The 19809-nt window shown below is 71.2% G+C and carries 15 protein-coding genes and 2 pseudogenes; 8 read left to right on the plus strand and 9 right to left on the minus strand.

Annotated features, from left to right (window positions below; all coding sequences use genetic code 11):
- Positions 1 to 6: 6 nt before the first annotated feature.
- Complete coding sequence (locus ACPT94_RS13345; RefSeq protein ID WP_360334624.1) at positions 7 to 2997, minus strand: D-alanyl-D-alanine carboxypeptidase; 2991 nt, start codon at positions 2995 to 2997, stop codon at positions 7 to 9.
- A 238-nt stretch (positions 2998 to 3235) separates the two neighbouring features.
- Here ACPT94_RS13345 and ACPT94_RS13350 point away from each other — a divergent pair, with 238 nt between their 5' ends.
- Positions 3236 to 3991 carry a GOLPH3/VPS74 family protein gene (locus tag ACPT94_RS13350; RefSeq protein ID WP_360334627.1) on the plus strand — a complete coding sequence of 252 codons (756 nt, stop codon included), beginning with the start codon at positions 3236 to 3238 and terminating at the stop codon, positions 3989 to 3991.
- 350 nt (positions 3992 to 4341) lie between these two features.
- On the opposite strand, the pseudogene ACPT94_RS13355 reads toward ACPT94_RS13350, so the two are convergent.
- Positions 4342 to 4689, minus strand: a pseudogene (locus ACPT94_RS13355) (YbjQ family protein); the annotation flags it as partial.
- A gap of 140 nt (positions 4690 to 4829) precedes the next feature.
- Here ACPT94_RS13355 and ACPT94_RS13360 point away from each other — a divergent pair.
- Positions 4830 to 5765, plus strand: a complete 936-nt coding sequence (locus ACPT94_RS13360; protein ID WP_425245908.1) for a DedA family protein — start codon at positions 4830 to 4832, stop codon at positions 5763 to 5765.
- Positions 5766 to 5951: 186 nt separating this feature from the next.
- Here ACPT94_RS13360 and ACPT94_RS13365 read toward each other — a convergent pair whose 3' ends face one another.
- Both ACPT94_RS13365 and ACPT94_RS13370 read right to left on the minus strand, forming a co-directional pair.
- Positions 5952 to 7613, minus strand: coding sequence for a threonine/serine exporter family protein (locus ACPT94_RS13365; RefSeq protein ID WP_360335111.1), 1662 nt, complete (start codon positions 7611 to 7613; stop codon positions 5952 to 5954).
- Between the two features lie 111 nt (positions 7614 to 7724).
- Positions 7725 to 8216, minus strand: a complete 492-nt coding sequence (locus ACPT94_RS13370; protein WP_029394330.1) for an inorganic diphosphatase — start codon at positions 8214 to 8216, stop codon at positions 7725 to 7727.
- Positions 8217 to 8295: 79 nt separating this feature from the next.
- On the opposite strand from ACPT94_RS13370, the gene dacB reads away from it, so the two are divergent.
- From dacB to folE, 6 genes are all read left to right on the plus strand, one after another.
- Positions 8296 to 9942 (plus strand): D-alanyl-D-alanine carboxypeptidase/D-alanyl-D-alanine endopeptidase, encoded by a 1647-nt coding sequence (dacB, locus tag ACPT94_RS13375; protein ID WP_425245909.1) that lies wholly within the window; start codon positions 8296 to 8298, stop codon positions 9940 to 9942.
- Positions 9943 to 10436: 494 nt separating this feature from the next.
- Positions 10437 to 11567, plus strand: coding sequence for a zinc-dependent metalloprotease (locus tag ACPT94_RS13380; RefSeq protein WP_360335115.1), 1131 nt, complete (start codon positions 10437 to 10439; stop codon positions 11565 to 11567).
- A gap of 223 nt (positions 11568 to 11790) precedes the next feature.
- Positions 11791 to 12828, plus strand: a complete 1038-nt coding sequence (tilS, locus tag ACPT94_RS13385) for a tRNA lysidine(34) synthetase TilS (RefSeq protein WP_360335117.1) — start codon at positions 11791 to 11793, stop codon at positions 12826 to 12828.
- Positions 12829 to 12888: 60 nt separating this feature from the next.
- Positions 12889 to 13449 carry a hypoxanthine phosphoribosyltransferase gene (gene hpt, locus ACPT94_RS13390; protein WP_189943676.1) on the plus strand — a complete coding sequence of 187 codons (561 nt, stop codon included), beginning with the start codon at positions 12889 to 12891 and terminating at the stop codon, positions 13447 to 13449.
- Positions 13450 to 13633: 184 nt separating this feature from the next.
- A complete protein-coding gene (gene ftsH / locus ACPT94_RS13395; RefSeq protein WP_360335119.1) occupies positions 13634 to 15673 on the plus strand; it encodes an ATP-dependent zinc metalloprotease FtsH in 2040 nt (679 codons plus the stop codon).
- Between the two features lie 144 nt (positions 15674 to 15817).
- Positions 15818 to 16423 (plus strand): GTP cyclohydrolase I FolE, encoded by a 606-nt coding sequence (gene folE / locus ACPT94_RS13400; protein ID WP_360335121.1) that lies wholly within the window; start codon positions 15818 to 15820, stop codon positions 16421 to 16423.
- A 21-nt stretch (positions 16424 to 16444) separates the two neighbouring features.
- Here folE and ACPT94_RS13405 read toward each other — a convergent pair whose 3' ends face one another.
- From ACPT94_RS13405 to folP, 5 genes and pseudogenes are all read right to left on the minus strand, one after another.
- Positions 16445 to 16930: a DUF3180 domain-containing protein gene (locus tag ACPT94_RS13405; RefSeq protein ID WP_360335123.1), complete on the minus strand. Its 486-nt coding sequence runs from the start codon at positions 16928 to 16930 to the stop codon at positions 16445 to 16447.
- A 69-nt stretch (positions 16931 to 16999) separates the two neighbouring features.
- Entirely contained in the window at positions 17000 to 17611 is a 612-nt protein-coding gene (folK, locus tag ACPT94_RS13410; RefSeq protein ID WP_360335125.1) for a 2-amino-4-hydroxy-6-hydroxymethyldihydropteridine diphosphokinase, read from the minus strand.
- Complete coding sequence (gene folB, locus ACPT94_RS13415) at positions 17608 to 17967, minus strand: dihydroneopterin aldolase (RefSeq protein ID WP_360335127.1); 360 nt, start codon at positions 17965 to 17967, stop codon at positions 17608 to 17610. Before folB ends, folK begins: the two co-directional genes overlap by 4 nt.
- Positions 17968 to 18230: 263 nt before the next feature.
- Positions 18231 to 18734, minus strand: a complete 504-nt coding sequence (locus tag ACPT94_RS13420) for a nuclear transport factor 2 family protein (protein ID WP_360335129.1) — start codon at positions 18732 to 18734, stop codon at positions 18231 to 18233.
- A 215-nt stretch (positions 18735 to 18949) separates the two neighbouring features.
- Positions 18950 to 19807, minus strand: a pseudogene (gene folP / locus ACPT94_RS13425) (dihydropteroate synthase); the annotation flags it as partial.
- Positions 19808 to 19809 lie beyond the last annotated feature (2 nt).

Here is a 19809-nt window from a genome sequence, read left to right on the forward strand (position 1 = left end):
CGCGGCTCAGCCGACGCGCGTCAGCTTGTCCATGAAGCCCGGTTCGACCAACTCGTCCTGAAGGGCGACCGGCACCTTGACCGCACTGCCCGAGCCGTCGCCGACGGTGAGCGTGCCCACCTGGGTGCCCGCCTTCGCGGTGTGCGGGACCTCTCCGGCGGCGAAGGACAGCTTCACCGTCAGCCCGGCCCAGCCGACGGCGGTGACGTCCTTGGTGACGACGACGGGGGTGCGGCCGCCGAGACCGTCGTCCACATACCCGACGACGTCGCCCTTCTTCACGATCTTCGCCGAGGTCAGCTCGGACTCGGCGGCGGTCAGTGCCGTCCTGCTGACGGTGTTGACCGTCTTGAGGATGCCCGGCTTGTGCTGTCCGAGGACCGCGCCGACGACGGTGACCGTCTCGCCGCCGACCTCCTTGCGGGCGGCGAAGAGCAGGTTGCCGCCGGCCTTGGTGGTGGAGCCGGTCTTGATGCCGATCGCGCCCATGAGGTAGGGCAGCTCGTTGTAGTTCGAGTAGTAGCGCCCGGAGGGGTCCGTCCAGCTGGCCGCGCTGGTGATCGCGACGAGAGCCGGGATCTTCACGACCGCGTTGCCCAGCTTCACCTGGTCCTCGGCCGTGGAGACGGTGGTCTCCTTCAGCCCTGAGGGGTCGGTGTACGTCGTGTTCGTCATCCCGAGCTGCTTGGCGGTCGCGTTCATCTTCTCGATGAACGCCGCCTCCGAGCCCGCGTCCCAGCGGGCCAGCAGCCGGGCGATGTTGTTCGCCGACGGGATCATGACCGCCGAGAGGGCCTGCTTCAGCGTGAGCTTGTCGCCGGCCTTGACGGTGTCGAGGGTGGACTCGCCGGCCAGGTTGTAGCCGCCCTCCTTCTCGGCGGTGGCGTCGACGGTGATGCTCGGACCCTCCTCGCCCGTCTTGAGCGGGTGGTCCTTGAGGACGATGTACGCGGTCATCGTCTTGGCCACCGAGCCGATGGCGACGGGCGTCTGCTTGCCGAAGCTGCCCATCGCGCCGACGCCGTCGACGTCCATCCAGCCCTGGCCCTCGTCCGGCCACGGCAGCGACAGCTTGCCGCCCTCGAAGGTGTACGAGTCCTTCGCGGTGAGCGTCAGCGCGGTCGCCGGCAGCGGTCGCATGGCCTGCACGATCGCAAACACGACCGCCAGCAGCACGACCAGCGGCGTCCAGATCTTCACCCGGCGGGCCAGCGTCCGCAGCGGCGTCGGCGGAGGCGGCGGCGTGTTCGTCAGCTCGGCCAGCAGATCCAGCGGCGGCTTCGGCGGCAACGGCTGCTGCGTGGTCCGCTCGGGACCGATCTGCGGAATGACGGCGGTGGAGTCCGCCGGTGCGACGGGCTTCGCCGGTTCCACGGGGGGCTTCGGCTGACGGGTGGACGGATCGTCGAGCGGCTTGAGCGCGACGAACTTACTGGTCCGCTCGGCCGCTGCGGGCTCCGCCTTGTCGTCCTCGGCCTCGCCCTTGCCATCGGGCTGCGGCTTCACGTCCGGCTGTGCCTTCGCGCCCGGCCGTGCCTTGCCGCCGAGTTGCGTCGTGGCGTCCGAAGGCTTGTCGCCCGGCTGGGCCTTGGCGTCCGTCTGCGGCTTCTCGCCCTCGGCGTCCTTCTTGTCCTTGTCGCCCGCCTTGGCGGCGCCGCCCAGCTTCAGCATGGTCGTCGGCTGATCGACGGCGGGCTTGGTGGGCCGGGGAGCCTTGAAGACGGCGGTGGGCTGGTCGACGGGGGTGTCGGAGGGGACGTCGGACACGGCCGACTCGGCGGGCGCGCCGGCCGTACCGGGCTTGTCGTCCGGGTCGGCCTCGGCGCCGCTGTCATCGGCGCCGGCCCCGTCGGCCTTCGGCTCGTCGCCTTCGTCGGCGGTGGCGGTCCTGCCGGCCTCGTCGGTCTTGTCATCGGCGCCGGTCTTGTCGGCCTTCGGCTCGTCGCCTTCGTCGGCCGTGGCGGTCCTGCCGGCCTCGTCGGTCTTGTCGGTGGAGCCGGTCTTGTCGGCCGTGGCGGTCGTGTCGGCCTTCGGCTCGTCGCCTGCGTCAGCGGCGACGGCCGTACCGGACGGGCGGACGTCGCCGGCGGACCCGGCCTTCTCGGGCGCCTCGGACTTGGTGGCGGTGTCGCCGTCGCCGGGTGCGTCGCCCTTGCCGGACTTGTCGCTCTCGTCGGCCTTGTCGTCCTCGGCGGCGGAGCCGGTCCTGTCGAGCGCCACGGCCGGGGCTGCGTCGGCGCCCCTGCCGTCCGTGTCGGCCGGGGCGGCTCCGTCCGCGGCCTCGTCCTCGGACTCACGCGACCGCGGGGCCTGCTCGCCCCTGCCGCGCGCGTCAGCCTCGCCGGGCTCGGCGTCGTCGCCCCGGGCGTCCTCGGTGGCCGTGTCGTCCCCGCCGGGCTCGTCCTCCGCGTCGGTGGAGGTGCTCGTCGCCCACTTGGGCGTGGTCTTCGCGGACTTGGGCTCGCGCTTCGCGTCGGTCTTCGCGGCGGGCTCCCGGCCGCCTTCCGGCTCGGTGGCGTCGGCAGGGGAGTCGCCGGTGTCCTCGGCTTCGTCCCGCGCGGACTCTCCCTTGGAGCCGCGGGACTTACCGGAACCCTTCCCGGGCCCCTCCCCCGAGTCCTCGCCCGTCTCGCCGGTCGCCTTCTCGTCCGCCGAGGCCACCCACTGGGCCACAGCCGCCCGCAGCCGCTCGTCGCGGCTCTCGGAGGTGCCGACGCGCTTCCCGGGGCTCTCGGCGCTCCCGGAGGCCTCGCCCCGCTCAGCGGCGTCCTGGGCGGCCTCCTCGGGCTCCTCGCCCCCGGCGGGCTCCGCGGAGTCCTCGGTGGAGCCGTCCGTCTTCAACTGCCGTACGGAGAACACCCGAGTCGCCGTATCCACCCCACCGCGCGTCTGCGCGACCCGCGGATCCCGCGCCTCGGGAACCGCCCCCGCGCTCCCCGGCGTCGGTTCTGCCGACGACTCGCGCTGCTTCGACCTGTCGGGGGACTCGCCCGCCACCGATGCCTCCTCCATGTGCCGCACGCCCACCGCGCGCCTGTCGAACCATGAACCGCCCACCCGGGACCTGCTTCACGGCACTGTCCGAACCATGTACCAGTGTCCTGTGTAGTGGCCTTGGCTCCTGCGGTAGACGAGAACGACATACCTACTGGTTCCACTACGAACCGGTCACGCACCCTCGACAGATGAATGTGAGAGGGGTCACCCTGTCATTCATCCACGCGGGGAGGCATGGATGGGCAGGAGCCGCAGAACACTTCCGGAGGAGCTTCTGCTGCTGGCACTGGACCCGGCCACGGGTACCACTGCACAGCCGCAGTCGCTCGACCTTGGTCTGGCCGGAGCACAGCTAGTGGAGCTGGCGCTGGCCGGACGGATAGCCCCAGACGGGGATCGTATCGCCGTGGTGTCCCCACGGCCGACTGGAGATCCAACTCTGGACTGCGCGTTGGAGTTGCTGCGAAGGCGTGGCGCTCCCGTACGGGCCGTCCACTGGATCGGCGGGCCGCGTCTCGGGCTGCGCCAGACCTACCTCTCGCATCTGGAGCGGTGCGGCATGGTGCATGCCGTGGCGGGCCAGATGTGCGGAGTGCTGCCGACGACTCGCTACCAGGCGACGGACACCGAGATCAGCCGGGAGATCAGAGCCCGTCTGGACTCCGCGATCCGCACCGGCGTACCGCCGGACCCGCGGACCGCGGCGCTCGCCGCGTTGGCGCACGCGGTCGGCCTCGGCAAGCACCTGTACCCGGGGAACGAGGGACGTTCGTCCCGCTCCCGGTTGCGGGATCTCATCAGGCACGACCCCATGGGCGGACTCGTGGCGCACGCCGTCATGGACGTCCAGAACGGCGCGGTGGCACAGCCGCGTCGCAGCCCGGCACAGGCCGGCCGCCCGGCCGGACCGGGAGGCAGGACCGCTCCGGAACCCGCCCGTGGTGTTCCGGCGCAGCCGCACCGAGGCTCCATGGCACGCGTCGTGGCCCACTGAGCCGCAGTCCCACGACGCCCCGGACGACCCGTAAGACCCGTAAGACCCGTACGACCACGTGCACGGCCCGTACGACCCGTACGGCTCGCACGGCCATGCGCGCGACCGTCGGGCCTGCACGACCCGTACGACCCGTAAGGGGTGTGTTCCCTGGGCCCCTTGCGCCCCCGTAAGACCCGCGAGACCCGTTCGGGAGCCGCCGCGGACCGCGGGGGGGGGGGGCGCCCCCCCCCCCCCGGGGCCCCCCCGGGGGCCCCCCCCCCCCCCCCCCCCGGGGGGGCCCGGCGGGGGGGGGGCCGCCCCCGGGGGGGGGGGGGGGGGGGGCCGCCGCCCCCCCCCGCCCCCCCCCCCACCGCCGTCCCGTACGCGCACACTTCCGTGCCCACGTCCGCCGCCTCCGTCACGTCGAACCGGAACGCCAGTACGGCATTGGCTCCACGCACGCGTGCCTGCTCGACCAGCCGCTCCATGGCCTGGTTGCGGGTCTGGACGAGCGTCTTGGTGAGCCCCTTGAGCTCACCGCCGATCATCGATTTCAGCCCGGCACCGATCTGGCTGCCGAGGTGCCGCGAGCGCACCGTCAGCCCGAAGACCTCGCCGATGACCTGCTCGACCCGGTGTCCGGGCACGTCGTTCGTGGTGACGACCAGTACGTCCGGCTGTGGGCCCTGCCCGCCGCCGTAGTCCTCGATACCCATGCTCAAAGGTTTCCCCGAGCGGGGGCACAGCGCATCCCGGGGTACCCCATGGAACCTGGGGAGGCCCCGTTGCGTTGATAGCTTTGTGCGGCCACAGAAGGACGCCGTATCTCTCCCCACCCCGTCAGGAGCCCGGAACCGTGACGACCCTTGCCCTCGGACCGAGCTGGCTGGACCCCGACTATCTGCTCGACACCTTCGGCATCTGGGGCCTGCTGCTCATCGTCTTCGCGGAGTCGGGCCTGCTCATCGGCTTCTTCCTGCCCGGTGACTCCCTGCTGTTCACCGCCGGCCTGCTGATCACCTCCGACCAGCTGGACTTCCCGCTGTGGGGTGCGATCGCCCTGATCTGCGTCGCCGCGATCCTCGGCGACCAGGCCGGTTACATGTTCGGCAAGAAGGTCGGCCCGTCGCTCTTCAAGCGTCCGGACTCCCGCCTCTTCAAGCAGGAGAACGTCACCAAGGCCCACGAGTTCTTCGAGAAGTACGGCCCGAAGTCCCTCGTCCTGGCCCGCTTCGTGCCCATCGTGCGCACGTTCACGCCGATCATCGCCGGCGTCAGCGGCATGCGCTACCGCTCGTTCCTGATCTTCAACGTCGTCGGCGGCATCCTGTGGGGCGCCGGTGTCACCCTGCTCGGCTCCTGGCTGGGCAACATCGACTTCGTCAAGACCAACATCGAGCCGATCCTGCTGCTGATCGTCCTCCTCTCGGTGGTCCCGATCATCATCGAGTTCCTGCGCGCCCGCTCCCAGTCCAAGAAGAACCCGCCGCAGTCCGAGGCCCCCGCCCAGCAGCCCCCGGTCATGGACGACGCCACCACCCAGCTCCGCCGCATCGACCAGCACGAGCAGCACGACCCGTACGGCCGGCAGAGCCAGAACGAGTACCAGAACGAGTACCAGAACGAGTACTACGGCCAGCAGCACCCGCAGCAGCAGTATCCCGAGCAGCAGTACCCCGGCCAGCAGTATCCGCAGCAGGACTGGCAGCCCCAGCAGCAGCCGTACGGCAACCCGCAGCAGCAGAACGGCCAGTACCAGAACGGCCAGTACCCCTACAACCAGGGTTACTAGAACGCGCCCCTCGGGGCGCAGTCCCCAAGGGGCGCGGGGCAGTGCCGGTGCGCGGCTCCGCCGCGATGGGGGTCCCTCCCGCTCGAGCGACGCCGAGCGTGGGGGAGCGACCAACCGCAACGGACCCGCGGCCGCCGGACGACGGAACCCGCCGAGTCGGAAGGCGCCCCCGCTCGAAACCCCCGCTCAGAAGCCCCGCGTCCTCTTGGCGGCACGCCGCTTCTCCGCGGACCCGATCCGCAGGAACATCCGCGAGATCTCCGATCCCAGGTTCACCCCGATGGCGATGGCCATGGCCAGCGCCGCCGCCTTGCTCAGCGAGACCAACCCGGCGTCCACCTCGTTCTGGGCGATCGCCAGCAGCCCGAAATAGGTCGCCGACCCCGGCAACAGGGGCCCGATCGCCGCGGTCGTGTAGGGCAACGCCGACACGAACCGGTACCGCGACAGCAGTTGCCCGAACAGCCCCACCACCCCCGCCGCCACGGCGGTGGAGGCGACCGGCGAGATCCCGCCGGCGTAGTGCATCGCGCCGTACACCGACCAGGCGACCCCGCCGTTCAGGGTCACGGCCAGCACGGTGGACCGTTCCTGCTGGAGCAGGACCGCGAAGGTCAGCGACAGCAGCATCGACGCGCCGATCTGCCACAGCGGCCGCTGGCTGATGCCCAGCGCGGCGTCGGGATTGAGGTGGGCGCCGAGCTGCACACCGAGGTAGAGCATCACCAGCACGCCGACGACGATGCCCACGAAGAAGTACGTGACCTCCAGCAGCCGCGCCGCCGCGGTGATGTAGAAGCCCGTCAGTCCGTCCTGCACGCCGGCCACCAGCGCCCGCCCGGGCAGCAGCGCGAACAGTCCGCCGGTGATGACCGCGGACGCCTTCACGTCGACGTGCGCCAGCGTCAGCGCGATCCCTATCGCGGCCGGCGGCATGGCGGCCACCAGGAACTGGTAGAACTCCGGCAGCCCGCGCCCCGCGCACAGCCAGGCGAGCCGGTCGCCGAGCATCGCGCCGACCGCGGCCGCCACGAACACGATCAGGTCACCGCCCACGAGCATCGACGCCGCGCCCGCGAGCAGCCCGCTCGCCGAGGTCAGCACCCAGGTGGGGTACGGGTGCCGGTTGCGCCGGATCTCCGCGAGCCGCCGGTAGGCCTCCTCCAGGGAGATGTGCGTCTCCGGGTCACTGAGGTCGTCGACGAGCTGGAACACGGCCGCCAGCCGCGTGTAGTCGGTGCCCCGCCGTCGCACGGTCCGCGACGCCGTCACCGGGTCCTCCACCAGCGACGGCTGGTAGGAGATCGACAGCAGCGTGAAGGTGACGTTCGGCTCGCAGCGGTCCAGCCCGTAGGAGCGGCAGACCGCGAACATCGCGGCCTCCACGTCCTCGGCGCCCTCTCCGCCCGCCAGCAGCAACTCGCCGATCCGCAGGGTCAGGTCGAGCACGCGCGGAACGGCCGGACCCTCGTCCTCCGCCTTGGGCACGCGCTCCGGCGCGGGCCGCTCGGCCACCGGCATCCGCAGCATCGTGCGCATCCGGTCCTGCCAGGGCACGTCCTTGGTCAGACTGACCACCGGTATGCCCTCGGGCGGGGTGAACGCGGCCGGGGCGTGCCGGGCGCTGTAGGTGCTCGGCGGACTGAACGCCGACCCCTCCGCCTCGCCCGAGACCGGCTGCGGGGTGTCCAGCCCCTCCGGAACGGCGAACTCCGACGTGGTCTCCGACTCGCCCCCGACCCTGGGGACGGCCAGCCCCGCCGGAATCGCGAACTCCGAGGTGATCTCGGAATCGAACGTGCCCCTCGCCTCGTCCGACTGCGGCTTGCGGTACTCCGCCTCCGTCACTGAGCAACGCTCCCTGAACGACACATCCCGTAGGCCTCAGTATGCGCAGACCCCGTCCGGGGACATGCCAAAGGGCCGCACGCGCGCGTGCGGCCCCTCGGCTACGGGAGGTCAGTGACCGCCCTGCTCCTTGAAGCGCTTGTACGACCGCTCGATCTCCGCCTCGGCGTCGGTGCGGCCCACCCAGTTGGCACCCTCGACGGACTTGCCGGGCTCCAGGTCCTTGTAGACCTCGAAGAAGTGCTGGATCTCCAGGCGGTCGAACTCCGACACGTGGTGGATGTCCCGCAGGTGCTCCACGCGCGGGTCCGTCGACGGGACGCACAGCAGCTTGTCGTCGCCGCCGGCCTCGTCCGTCATACGGAACATGCCGATCGCGCGGCAGCGGATGAGGCAGCCCGGGAAGGTCGGCTCGTCCAGGATGACCAGCGCGTCCAGCGGGTCGCCGTCCTCGCCGAGCGTGTTCTCGACGAAGCCGTAGTCGGTCGGGTAGGCGGTCGAGGTGAAGAGTCGACGGTCCAGGCGGATCCGACCGGTCTCGTGGTCCACCTCGTACTTGTTCCGCGAACCCTTCGGGATCTCGATCGTGACGTCGAACTCCACCGGTGGCTCCTCCATGATCAGCACATAGTTCTGGTGATTAAGTGTCCCTCACGCAGGTGTGTGATCGCGAAAGGGGCTGGTGGTCGTGCCAGAGCTGAGGCCTTGGCGGGCCGCGAGACCGCATGTGGCGCGGGCCGCGGACGCCGTACGACCGCATCTGGCACGGGCCGCAGGGATCGTACGACCACGTCTCGCGCGCGTCGCGGCAGCCGCGAAGCCGCAGGTCGCACGGCTCACGCAGGCGGCGAAACCGCAGCTGGCGCGGATCACGAGGCCGAAGGCCGACCGGACCTGGCAGTACACCGCGGGCGCGGCGACCGCCGGACTGGCACTGGCCGTCGGCGTGGTGACCGCCGCCGGCCCCTGGGACTCCACCGGTCAGCGTACGGCCGAGCGGGACCGGGCCGCCGCACTGGAGCGGACGGGTGGCACAGATCACGGCCGTCCGGGCGAAGGGTCCGATACGTCCGGCACCGTGGCCGGGGCGCCGCGGCCCGCCCCCAGCGCGGCCTCCGTCCTCACGGGCCTCGGCGGCGCCACGACCCCGGTGAAGTCGGCCCCCGGCTCCGCCGCCCTCGCACGTGTCCTGAACCCACTTCTCGCCGTCCCGGCCCTCGGCACCAGCCCCAGGGCCGCGGTGGTCGACGTCGCCACCGGCAAGCGCCTCTACGGCGCCGGAGCCGACCAGGCGCTCACCCCGGCCTCCACCACGAAGATCGCCACCGCGGTCGCCGCGCTCTCCGCGATGGGCGCCGACCACCGCCTCACCACCCGCGTCGCGCTGGAACCCGGGACCACGAAAGTCGTCCTCGTCGGCGGCGGCGACCCCACCCTCACCGCCCGCGAGAAAACCGAGGGCTTCGCCGGCCTGCGCCCCCTCGCCGCCTCGACCGCCGCGGCCCTGAAACAACGCGGCATCACCCAGGCGACGCTCTCCTACGACACCACCCTGTACGCCGGTTCCGAAGTTCACCCCATCGGGGTCAACCCCAACCTCGCCCGTGTCACCGCCCTGACCGCCGACGAGGGCCGCACGGACGGCTCGACGAGCGGTCCGGCACCCCGCGTGGCGGACCCGGCGGCCGACGCGGCCGGCAAGTTCGCGGACTTCCTGCGGGCGCAGGGCGTCAAGACCACGCCCCCGGGCCCGTCGAAGGCGACCCCGCGCGCGGTGACCCTCGCCACGGTCTCCTCACCCCCGATCGCCACCCTGGTCGAACGCATGCTGACCAACAGCGACAACGACATCGCCGAGGCCCTCGCCCGTCAGACCGCCGTCGCGACGGGCGTGCGGGCGGACTTCGCAGGCGCGGGCAGGGCGATCCACGACCAGTTGCGGAAGCTGGGACTGCCGCTGTCCGGCGCCCGTTTCAAGGACGGCAGCGGCCTCGACCGCCAGGACCGCCTGACGCCGAACCTCCTGACCGCCCTCCTCGCCAAGGCCGGCGACCCGGCCCACCCCGACCTCCGCCCGACCCTCACCGGCCTCCCCGTCGCCGGGTTCACCGGCACCCTCACCACCCGCTACACCAAGGGCGCCGCCGGCATCGTCCGCGCCAAGACCGGCACTCTGACCGGCGTCAACACCCTCGCCGGCACAGTCGTCGACCGAACCGGCCGCCTCCTCGCCTTCGCCCTCCTCACCTCGAACACCACAGACCCCACAGCAGCCCAGTCAGCCCTCGACCGCACGGCCACGGCCCTGGCGGAGTGCGGCTGCCGATGAACCCGGGCCCGCAGATCACACGGGACCGCGACGGTGCGGTGCGGTGTTCACGGGGGCGGGTGCGCGGGCGTACTCGCGTCGCTGTTCACCCACGGGACGAAGGGTGCGCATACGGACTGCTCTCGCCGTCCATTTCCGGCGGCAGCTGTGCATGCCGACTCGCTCCAACGACCGCCCGCCGGGGCGACTGCGCCTGCTGGTCGGCCTCGTTGTTCTTCCGCGCGGGCGGATGCGCAGGCTGGTCCGCCGCCCTGCTGGTCCGCCGCCCTGTCGCCCATCCGGGTCGGCCAGCCTCGTCGTCCGTCCGCGGGAGCGGCCGCGCACCTCGGCCCGCCCCGTCGTCCGGCCTCGGGCAGTCGTGCCGCCGGGGCGGCACGGGTGGCCGCGGCGGCGCCCCGCGAGCGCCGGGCCGCGCGACCCGCCCCTCAGCCCCGACGCCGGCGACCGACCCCCGCGACCTGCCCCCAGCAGCCCCGCTCACGTACGGTTGACACATGACGAGCATCGGTGGTGCCTCTTCCGGGATGGTCGACTGGAATCTCGCGGTCGCGACCGCGACCCGGCTCGTACGGCCGGGCCCCGAGGTGAGCCGCGACGAGGCCCGTGCCGTCGTCGCCGAACTGCGCCGGCACGCCAAAGCCTCGGAGGGACACGTCCGGGGCTTCACTCGTATGGGCACCGACGAGATCCACGACACTCCCGTCCTCGTCGTCGACCGCCCCGGCTGGATCCGGGCGAACGTCGCCGGCTTCCGGGAAATCCTCAAACCCCTCCTCGACAAGATGCAGGAACGCCGCGGCAACAGCCCCGGCGGCGCGGTCCTCGGCGCCGTCGGCGGCAAGGTCACCGGTGTCGAACTCGGCATGCTGCTGTCGTTCCTGGCCTCCCGCGTCCTCGGCCAGTACGAGACCTTCGCCCCGCCCACGCGCGACCTGCCGGCGGGCGCGAACGGCGGCGGCCGCCTCCTCCTCGTCGCGCCGAACATCGTCCACGTGGAGCGCGAACTCGACGTCGCCCCGCACGACTTCCGCCTCTGGGTGTGCCTGCACGAGGAGACGCACCGCACCCAGTTCTCCTCGGTGCCCTGGCTGCGCGACCACCTCGAGGGCGAGATCCAGTCGTTCCTGGCGGAGACCGACGTCGACCCCATGACCTTCCTGGAACGCGTCCGCGACGCCGCCCAGTCCCTCGCCGGCGGCCGCCCCGAGGGCGAGGAGGACGACGGCGGCCACTCCCTGGTCGAACTCGTGCAGAGCCCCGCCCAGCGGGAGATCCTCGCCCGCCTCACCGCCGTGATGTCCCTCCTGGAGGGCCACGCCGACTTCGTCATGGACGGAGTGGGACCGGACGTCGTACCGACCGTCTCCGAGATCCGCGAGAAGTTCCAGCAGCGCCGCGCCAAGGGCGCCTCCCGCCTGGACATGGCCCTGCGCAAGCTGCTCGGTCTGGATGCCAAACTCCGGCAGTACAAGGACGGCGAACGGTTCGTACGGGCCGTCGTCGACCAGGTCGGCATGGACGGCTTCAACCGCGTGTGGACCTCCCCGAACACCCTCCCCACCAAGGCCGAGATCGCCAAACCGGCGGACTGGGTCGCACGGGTGCACCGCAAGGCGGAGTCGTGAATCCGGGCAGCCCCGCGGTGATCCCCCGTGATCCGCTGTGATCCCTCGTGAACCGAAAACGGCCGACGGCAGGCGAACGTCCCTCCAATCACCCGTCCGAGGGACCGTGAGCCCACGGCAGGCGTGCAATGCTCGGGGAACGGCCCGGTTCTGTCACCATCTACACACTCTGCGTGACCGGACTCGGGCTCACCCCCCGAAAACTTCATGAAGGGAACCGGACATGGGTCCCCATCCAGCGGTCGCGGCGATACGCCTGGCGGTCCGCCGCGTCCTCCACGACATCCTCACCGCACACACCGGCACCCCCGACGCCTCCCCGGGCGTCCCCCCGCACGAGCGCCCCCCGTCGCCGCTCGTGCTCGTGGCGTGCTCCGGCGGCGCCGACTCCATGGCACTCGCCTCCGCCCTCGCCTTCGAGGCCCCCAAACTCGCCATCCGTGCCGGCGGCATCACCGTCGACCACGGCCTGCAGCCCGGCTCCGACCTCCGCGCCGAAGAAGTCGTCCTGCGCCTGCGTGAACTCGGCCTCGACCCCGTCGAGTCCACCGCCGTCACCGTCGGCCGCGAAGGCGGCCCCGAGGCCGCCGCCCGCGACGCCCGCTACGCCGCCCTCGACGCCGCCGCCGAACGCCACGGCGCCGCCGCGATCCTCCTCGGCCACACCCGGGACGACCAGGCCGAAACCGTCCTCCTCGGCCTCGCCCGCGGCTCCGGCATCCGCTCCCTGTCCGGAATGGCCGCGGTCTCGGGGGCCGGCGGCCGTTACCGCCGCCCCTTCCTCGAACTCGACCGGCAGACCGCCCGCAAGGCCTGCATGGTCCAGTCCCTGCCCGTCTGGGACGACCCGCACAACGCCGACCCCGCCTACACCCGCTCCCGGCTGCGCCACGAAGGCCTGCCCGCCCTGGAGAAGGCCCTCGGCAAGGGCGTCGTCGAAGCCCTCGCCCGCACCGCCCAGCTCTCCCGCGACGACGCCGACGCCCTCGACGCCTGGGCCCGCCAGGCCGAGGCCGCCGTACGGGACTCCGCGGGCCTGCTGGAGTGCGCCAAGCTCTACGCCCTGCCGCCCGCCGTACGCCGCCGCATCCTGCGCCGCGCCGCCATCGAGGCGGGCGCCCCGGCCGGTTCGCTGTTCGCCCGGCACATCGAGGAGGTCGACCGGCTGATCACCGGCTGGCGCGGTCAGGGAGCCATCAATCTCCCCGGCAAAGTCGTCGCCCAGCGGCAGGGTGGCAGACTGGTGATTCGGCAAGGCTGAATCCGGGCCCTCCCCGCACTCCACGGAGGGGCCGGCCGGCCGGTGGGACGACCGAAAGTGATGTGGGTGGACGCGAAAGACATGGGTGCCGACCTCAAGCAGGTACTCATCACCAAGGAAGAGATCGACGCGAAGCTGGCCGAGCTGGCCGCGAAGATCGACGCTGAGTACGAGGGCAAGGACCTGCTGATCGTCGGCGTCCTCAAGGGCGCGGTGATGGTCATGGCCGACCTCGCCCGGGCGCTGTCCACCCCCGTCACCATGGACTGGATGGCCGTGTCGTCCTACGGTGCGGGCACCCAGTCCTCCGGCGTCGTGCGGATCCTCAAGGACCTCGACACCGACATCAAGGGCAAGCACGTCCTCATCGTCGAGGACATCATCGACTCGGGCCTGACCCTGTCCTGGCTGCTGTCCAACCTCGGTTCCCGCGAGCCCGCCTCCCTCAAGGTGTGCACGCTGCTGCGCAAGCCCGAGGCCGCCAAGGTCGCCATCGACGTCGAATGGGTCGGCTTCGACATCCCCAACGAGTTCGTCGTGGGCTACGGCCTCGACTACGCCGAGAAGTACCGCAACCTCCCGTTCGTCGGTACGCTCGCGCCCCACGTCTACGGCGGTTGAGCCAGACAGGCCAAGGCCAGTAGGACGATCGGGAACCCCAGCGGGTTCCGCTCCGTTGAAGCATGCAGACGGGCTTGCCAGCCGTCCCGTGCGGCTTCGGGCAGCGAAGCTGGGGTACCGTCAGAAGAACTGTCTTATCAAACTCACTATGGCAGGAGGGACGGGGCGACACCGCTCCGTATGGATGGACGTGAAGCGATACTTCCGTGGGCCGGTCATGTGGATCGTGCTGGCCGTCCTTGCCGTGGTCGTGTTGATGCAGGTCGTCGGCTCGTCCGGCGGCTACAAGACGGTGGACACCGGCCAGGTCGTGGCAGCGATCAACGACAACAAGGTCGAGTCGGCCAAGCTCACCACCGGTGACGAGCAGACCATCAAGGTCACGCTCAAGGACGGCACAAAGGTCGAGGGCAGCTCGAAGATCCAGGCGAGCTACATCGGCGACCAGGGCGTGACCATCGCCAACACGCTGCAGACCAAGTTCCAGGACAAGCAGATCCCGGACGGCTACACCGTGTCGCCGTCCAAGCAGAACCCCTTCGTGGGCATCCTGCTCTCCCTGCTCCCCTTCGTCCTCATCGTGGTCGTCTTCCTGTTCCTGATGAACCAGATGCAGGGCGGCGGCTCCCGGGTCATGAACTTCGGGAAGTCCAAGGCGAAGCTCATCACCAAGGACACCCCGAAGACGACGTTCTCGGACGTCGCCGGCTCGGACGAGGCCGTCGAGGAGCTCCAGGAGATCAAGGAGTTCCTGCAGGAACCGGCGAAGTTCCAGGCCGTCGGCGCCAAGATCCCCAAGGGCGTCCTGCTCTACGGGCCTCCCGGCACCGGCAAGACCCTGCTCGCGCGCGCCGTCGCCGGCGAGGCGGGCGTCCCCTTCTACTCGATCTCCGGTTCCGACTTCGTCGAGATGTTCGTCGGTGTCGGTGCCTCCCGAGTCCGTGACCTCTTCGAGCAGGCCAAGGCGAACGCCCCGGCGATCGTCTTCGTCGACGAGATCGACGCGGTCGGCCGCCACCGCGGCGCCGGCCTCGGCGGCGGTCACGACGAGCGCGAGCAGACCCTGAACCAGCTGCTCGTCGAGATGGACGGCTTCGACGTCAAGGGCGGTGTGATCCTCATCGCCGCCACCAACCGGCCCGACATCCTCGACCCGGCGCTGTTGCGCCCCGGCCGCTTCGACCGCCAGATCGCCGTCGACCGCCCGGACATGCAGGGCCGCCTGGAGATCCTCAAGGTCCACCAGAAGGGCAAGCCGGTCGCGCCCGACGTCGACCTGTCGGCGGTCGCCCGCCGCACCCCCGGCTTCACGGGCGCCGATCTGTCGAACGTGCTGAACGAGGCGGCGCTGCTCACGGCCCGCTCGGACAAGAAGCTGATCGACAACCAGATGCTGGACGAGGCCATCGACCGTGTCGTGGCGGGCCCGCAGAAGCGGACCCGGATCATGTCGGACAAGGAGAAGAAGATCACCGCGTACCACGAGGGCGGTCACGCCCTGGTCGCGGCGGCCTCCCCGAACTCCGACCCGGTCCACAAGATCACGATCCTCTCGCGAGGCCGTGCTCTGGGCTACACGATGGTCCTCCCGGACGAGGACAAGTACTCGACCACCCGCAACGAGATGCTCGACCAGCTCGCCTACATGCTGGGCGGTCGCGCCGCCGAGGAACTGGTCTTCCACGACCCGACCACGGGCGCCGCGAACGACATCGAGAAGGCCACCGCCACGGCCCGCGCGATGGTCACCCAGTACGGCATGACCGAGCGTCTCGGCGCCATCAAGTTCGGCGGCGACAACACCGAGCCCTTCCTCGGCCGTGAGATGGCTCACCAGCGCGACTATTCGGAAGAGGTCGCCGCGCTGGTCGACGAAGAGGTCAAGAAGCTCATCGAGAACGCGCACAACGAAGCCTGGGAGATCCTGGTCGAGAACCGCGACGTCCTCGACAACCTGGTGCTCCAGCTGCTGGAGAAGGAGACCCTCGGCAAGGAGGAGATCGCCGAGATCTTCGCTCCGATCGTCAAGCGCCCGCCGCGGCCCGCCTGGACCGGCTCCTCGCGGCGCACCCCGTCCACCCGCCCGCCGGTGCTCTCCCCGAAGGAGCTCGCACTGACCAACGGTGCGAACGGCGCGACCCCGGCGATCAGCACCGCCAAGTCCACCGCGACGGACCCCGCCCCGGTGACCGAGCCGGCCCCCGAGGACCGCCCGGAGAGCTGACGATCCGGCCCTACGGAGGCCTCACCAGGCCCGGAATGAACGCCGCGCCCCCCAGGTTCTAGCCTGGGGGGCGCGGCGTTTTGGTCATGCCGCACGCATCACGCGTGATCCACACGCGACCCCGTACAGGAACGAGGCACCAGAATGACCGACCCCGTGACGCTGGACGGCGAGGGCCCGATCGGCGAGTTCGACGAGAAGCGGGCCGAGAACGCCATTCGCGAACTGCTGATCGCGGTCGGTGAGGACCCTGACCGGGAGGGGCTCAGGGAGACGCCGGCGCGGGTGGCCCGGGCGTACAAGGAGATCTTCGCGGGGCTCTGGCAGCAGCCGAAGGACGTGCTCACGACGACGTTCGACCTCGGTCACGACGAGATGGTGCTCGTCAAGGACATCGAGGTGTACTCGACGTGTGAGCACCATCTGGTGCCGTTCCGGGGGGTCGCTCACGTCGGGTACATTCCGTCCACCAGCGGCAAGATCACGGGTCTGTCCAAGCTGGCCCGTCTCGTGGACGTCTATGCCCGCCGTCCGCAGGTGCAGGAACGACTCACCACGCAGATAGCGGACTCCCTGATGGAAATCCTCGAGCCGCGCGGTGTCATCGTCGTCGTGGAGTGCGAGCACATGTGCATGTCGATGCGGGGCATCCGCAAGCCCGGTGCGAAGACCATCACCTCGGCAGTGCGCGGTCAGCTGCGGGACGCGGCGACGCGCAACGAGGCGATGAGCCTGATCATGGCGCGCTGAGCGATCCGGATCCCTTCGGCGTCATGCTGTGGAAGCCGCCCCCGTGTTGTTGTCGTCGTCCTCCGGGAGCCTGCAGACCCGTTCCAGGAAGAGCGCCGCCGCTATGACGGCGACCCCGGCCAGGACCGAGAAGCCGGCGTAGATGGCCTGGTCGCGGCGGGCCGGGATGTCGAGAGACTCCAGGAGGAAGACGCCCGTGCCGCCGTACATGCCGGCGACCAGGGCGGCGACCAGGGCGCTGGACTGGCCGAAAACGACCGCGCGGGCCGCCATCAGGGGGTCGACGCCCTTGGCCTCGGGGCGGCGCTCGCGCTGAGCCTTGAGGCGGGCGCGCAGCGAGAGCGCCGTGGCCAGCAGGATCACGGCGATCACGGCGAGGACGATGGGGGCGGCCAGCGGGACGCTGGGGAGGGTCCCGATCGAGTTCCAGAGGCGGGCGCCCGCCCAGGACAGGACGCCGGCCACAACGAAGACGCCGGCCAGCAACCTGATGCGCAGCTCTCTCACGGTGTCCCTTCGGTTCCCCCGGATCCCACGGGCTGTGGCCGTGGGACTGTCGTCGTTTGACCTTAACGACTATTCGGGCAGCCGGAGTTCCAGGTCCTTGCGGGCTTCCACACCGTCGCGGGTGACGGCGCCGAGGAGGTCGGCGACCGTGCCGCGGCCGGGCAGCTGGGCGCCGGGCTCCACGTCGTGCCACGGGGCGAGGACGAAGGCGCGCTCATGGGCGCGCGGGTGAGGGAGCGTGAGGTGCGGGTCGTCGGAGACGACGTCGGCGTACGCGACGATGTCGACGTCCAGGGTGCGCGCGCCCCAGCGCTCGTCCCGTACGCGGTGGAAGGCTTCCTCGACCGCGTGCGCCCGCTCCAGGAGCGAGGACGGCGGGAGCGTCGTCTTCAGGACGACGACCGCGTTGAAGTAGGACGGCTGGCTGCCGGGCTCGACGCCCCACGGCTCGGTCTCGTAGACGGGGGAGACGGCCTTGACGCGCACGCCCGGGGTGTCCTCGAGGGCGTCGATGGCGCCCTGGAGGGTCTCCAGGCGGTTGCCGAGGTTCGAACCGATGGAGATCACGGCCCGTTTCGGATTGTGGAGGGTGGTGTCGGCGGCGTCGACCTTCTCGACGACGGAGGCGGGTACCGGCTGAACGGTCGGGTCGCTGTGACCCTCGGTGAAGGACGCGGTCATACTCGGCTCCGGGTGATGGTGACGGTCACGTCGTCGAAGGGGACCGTGATCGGTGCGTCCGGTTTGTGGACGCAGACCTCGACCTCCCGGACCCCTTCGTGCTTCAGACAGGCCTGGGCGATGCGCTCGGCGAGCGTCTCGATGAGGTTGACGGGCTCGCCTTCCACGACGGCCACGACCTCCTCCGCCACGATGCCGTAGTGCACGGTCTTCGCCAGGTCGTCGTCGGCCGCGGCCGGACGGGTGTCGAGGCCCAGGACGAGGTCCACGATGAAGGTCTGGCCCTCCTCGCGCTCCTTGGGGAACACCCCGTGGTACCCGCGGGCCTTCAAGCCGCGCAGCGCGACACGATCCACGCGAATCACTCCTGCAATCGTCGGTGACGGCCGGTCCGTACCGTGCGGGGACGGCACACCGGCCTCGAACGAATCTACCTGCGAGCACTGACAGGGCCGGGCCAAGGGGGCTTCGGCCCGGCGGGCGCCAAGAGGTTTTCACCGTGCGTTTCCCCTGGGGAACCCGGCGGCTCACGGGCTGGTAGCCGCCTCTACCCGCGCTCCGTGATTCCAACCACTTCCCGGTCCCTGTGCGTCACCCGTCCACCGGGGCGCCTACCCACTCAGGACGGGGTGTCCTCGTCCTCGTCCTCCTCGGTTTCGGCCAGAACCGGGGAGGCGTGGTGGGACCACAGTTTCCAGCCGTCGGGGGTGCGGCGGAACACGTTCGTGGCGACCACCAGCTGGCCCACGAGGGGCCCCAGCTCCTCGCCGGCCTCCGGGGCGGGCCCGCCGCTGAGGATGTTCTCGGTGCAGGTCACGAGGGCGGTGTCGCCGGTGACGGACACGTGCACGTCGGTGAGGAAGAACTGGATGTAGTCGGTGTTCGCCATGATCAACGCATAGGACCTCAGTACCTCGCCGCGGCCGGTGAGCACGGGCCAGCCCGGGTGCACGCAGGAGACCACACCCACGTCCGCCGGGTCGTGGTACTCCTCGTCGACGCCCAGGTCGGACGGGGTGAGCCAGAACGAGGACACCGCTTCGAAGTCGCCCTGTTCCAGCGCCTCGTAGAAGGCGGTGTTGGCGGCCTCGACCTGCTCGACGTCGGTGTGGGGGGCGCTCACCGGGCTCCTTCTGCGCCGTCGGGGGTGTGCGGGGGCCGGGGGGCGTCGTGAGGGCCGTGCGCGCCGGGCGTGTCGGTCGCGGCGTGCGCCCCCGGTGTGGCGTCGGGTGCCGGCGCCGGTGCCGGTGTCGGTGCGGGCACGGGGGCGGACATGGGTGTGTTCGTGGAAGTGCGCGCCTGGCGCTGAGTGCGCGTGCCCGGCGTGTTGTCGCCCGCACGCGCCCCTTCCACGGCACGCGCGACCCGTACCGCGTCCGCCGTCGCGCGCACCTCGTGCACGCGGACCGCCCACGCGCCGGAGTGCGCCGCGAGTGCGGAGACGGCGGCCGTGGCGGGGTCGCGCTCGCGCGCGGGCGGCGGTGCGCCCTGCGGGCCGGCCAGCACGCGGCCGAGGAACCGCTTGCGGGAGGCGGCGACGAGCAGGGGGTGACCCAGGGCGTGCAGCCGGTCGAGGTGGGCGAGCAGGCTGAGGTCGTGGTCGGCCTCCTTGGAGAAGCCGAGACCGGGGTCGACGACGATGCGGTCGGGGGCGACGCCGCCGGCCAGGACGGCGTCCACGCGCGCGTGCAGTTCGTCGACGACTTCGCGGACGACGTCGTCGTACACGCCCTTGACGTTGCCGCCGTCGAGGAAGCCGCGCCAGTGCATGACGACGAAGGGGGACCCCGAGTCGGCGACCACGGGGATCATCTCCGGGTCGGCGAGGCCGCCGCTGACGTCGTTGACGAGGGCGGCGCCGGCCGCGAGGGCCTGGGCGGCGACGGAGGCCCGCATGGTGTCGACGGAGACGACGACGCCCTCGGAGGCGAGGCCACGGACGACGGGGATGACACGGCGGAGTTCCTCGGCCTCGTCGACGCGGGTCGCGCCGGGGCGGGTGGACTCGCCGCCGACGTCGACGAGGTCCGCGCCCTCGGCGACGAGCTGGAGGCCGTGTTTGACGGCGGCCGTCGTGTCGAACCAGCGGCCGCCGTCGGAGAAGGAGTCGGGGGTCACGTTGACGACTCCCATGACCGCGCAGCGGTCCCATTCCGGAAGACCGGCGACGCGCCCGCGTCCGCTCTGCTTGCTCATAC

Origin of the sequence: Streptomyces aurantiaciflavus (genome assembly GCF_049808595.1) — a bacterium.
In the GTDB taxonomy this organism is placed as follows: Bacteria; Actinomycetota; Actinomycetes; order Streptomycetales; family Streptomycetaceae; genus Streptomyces.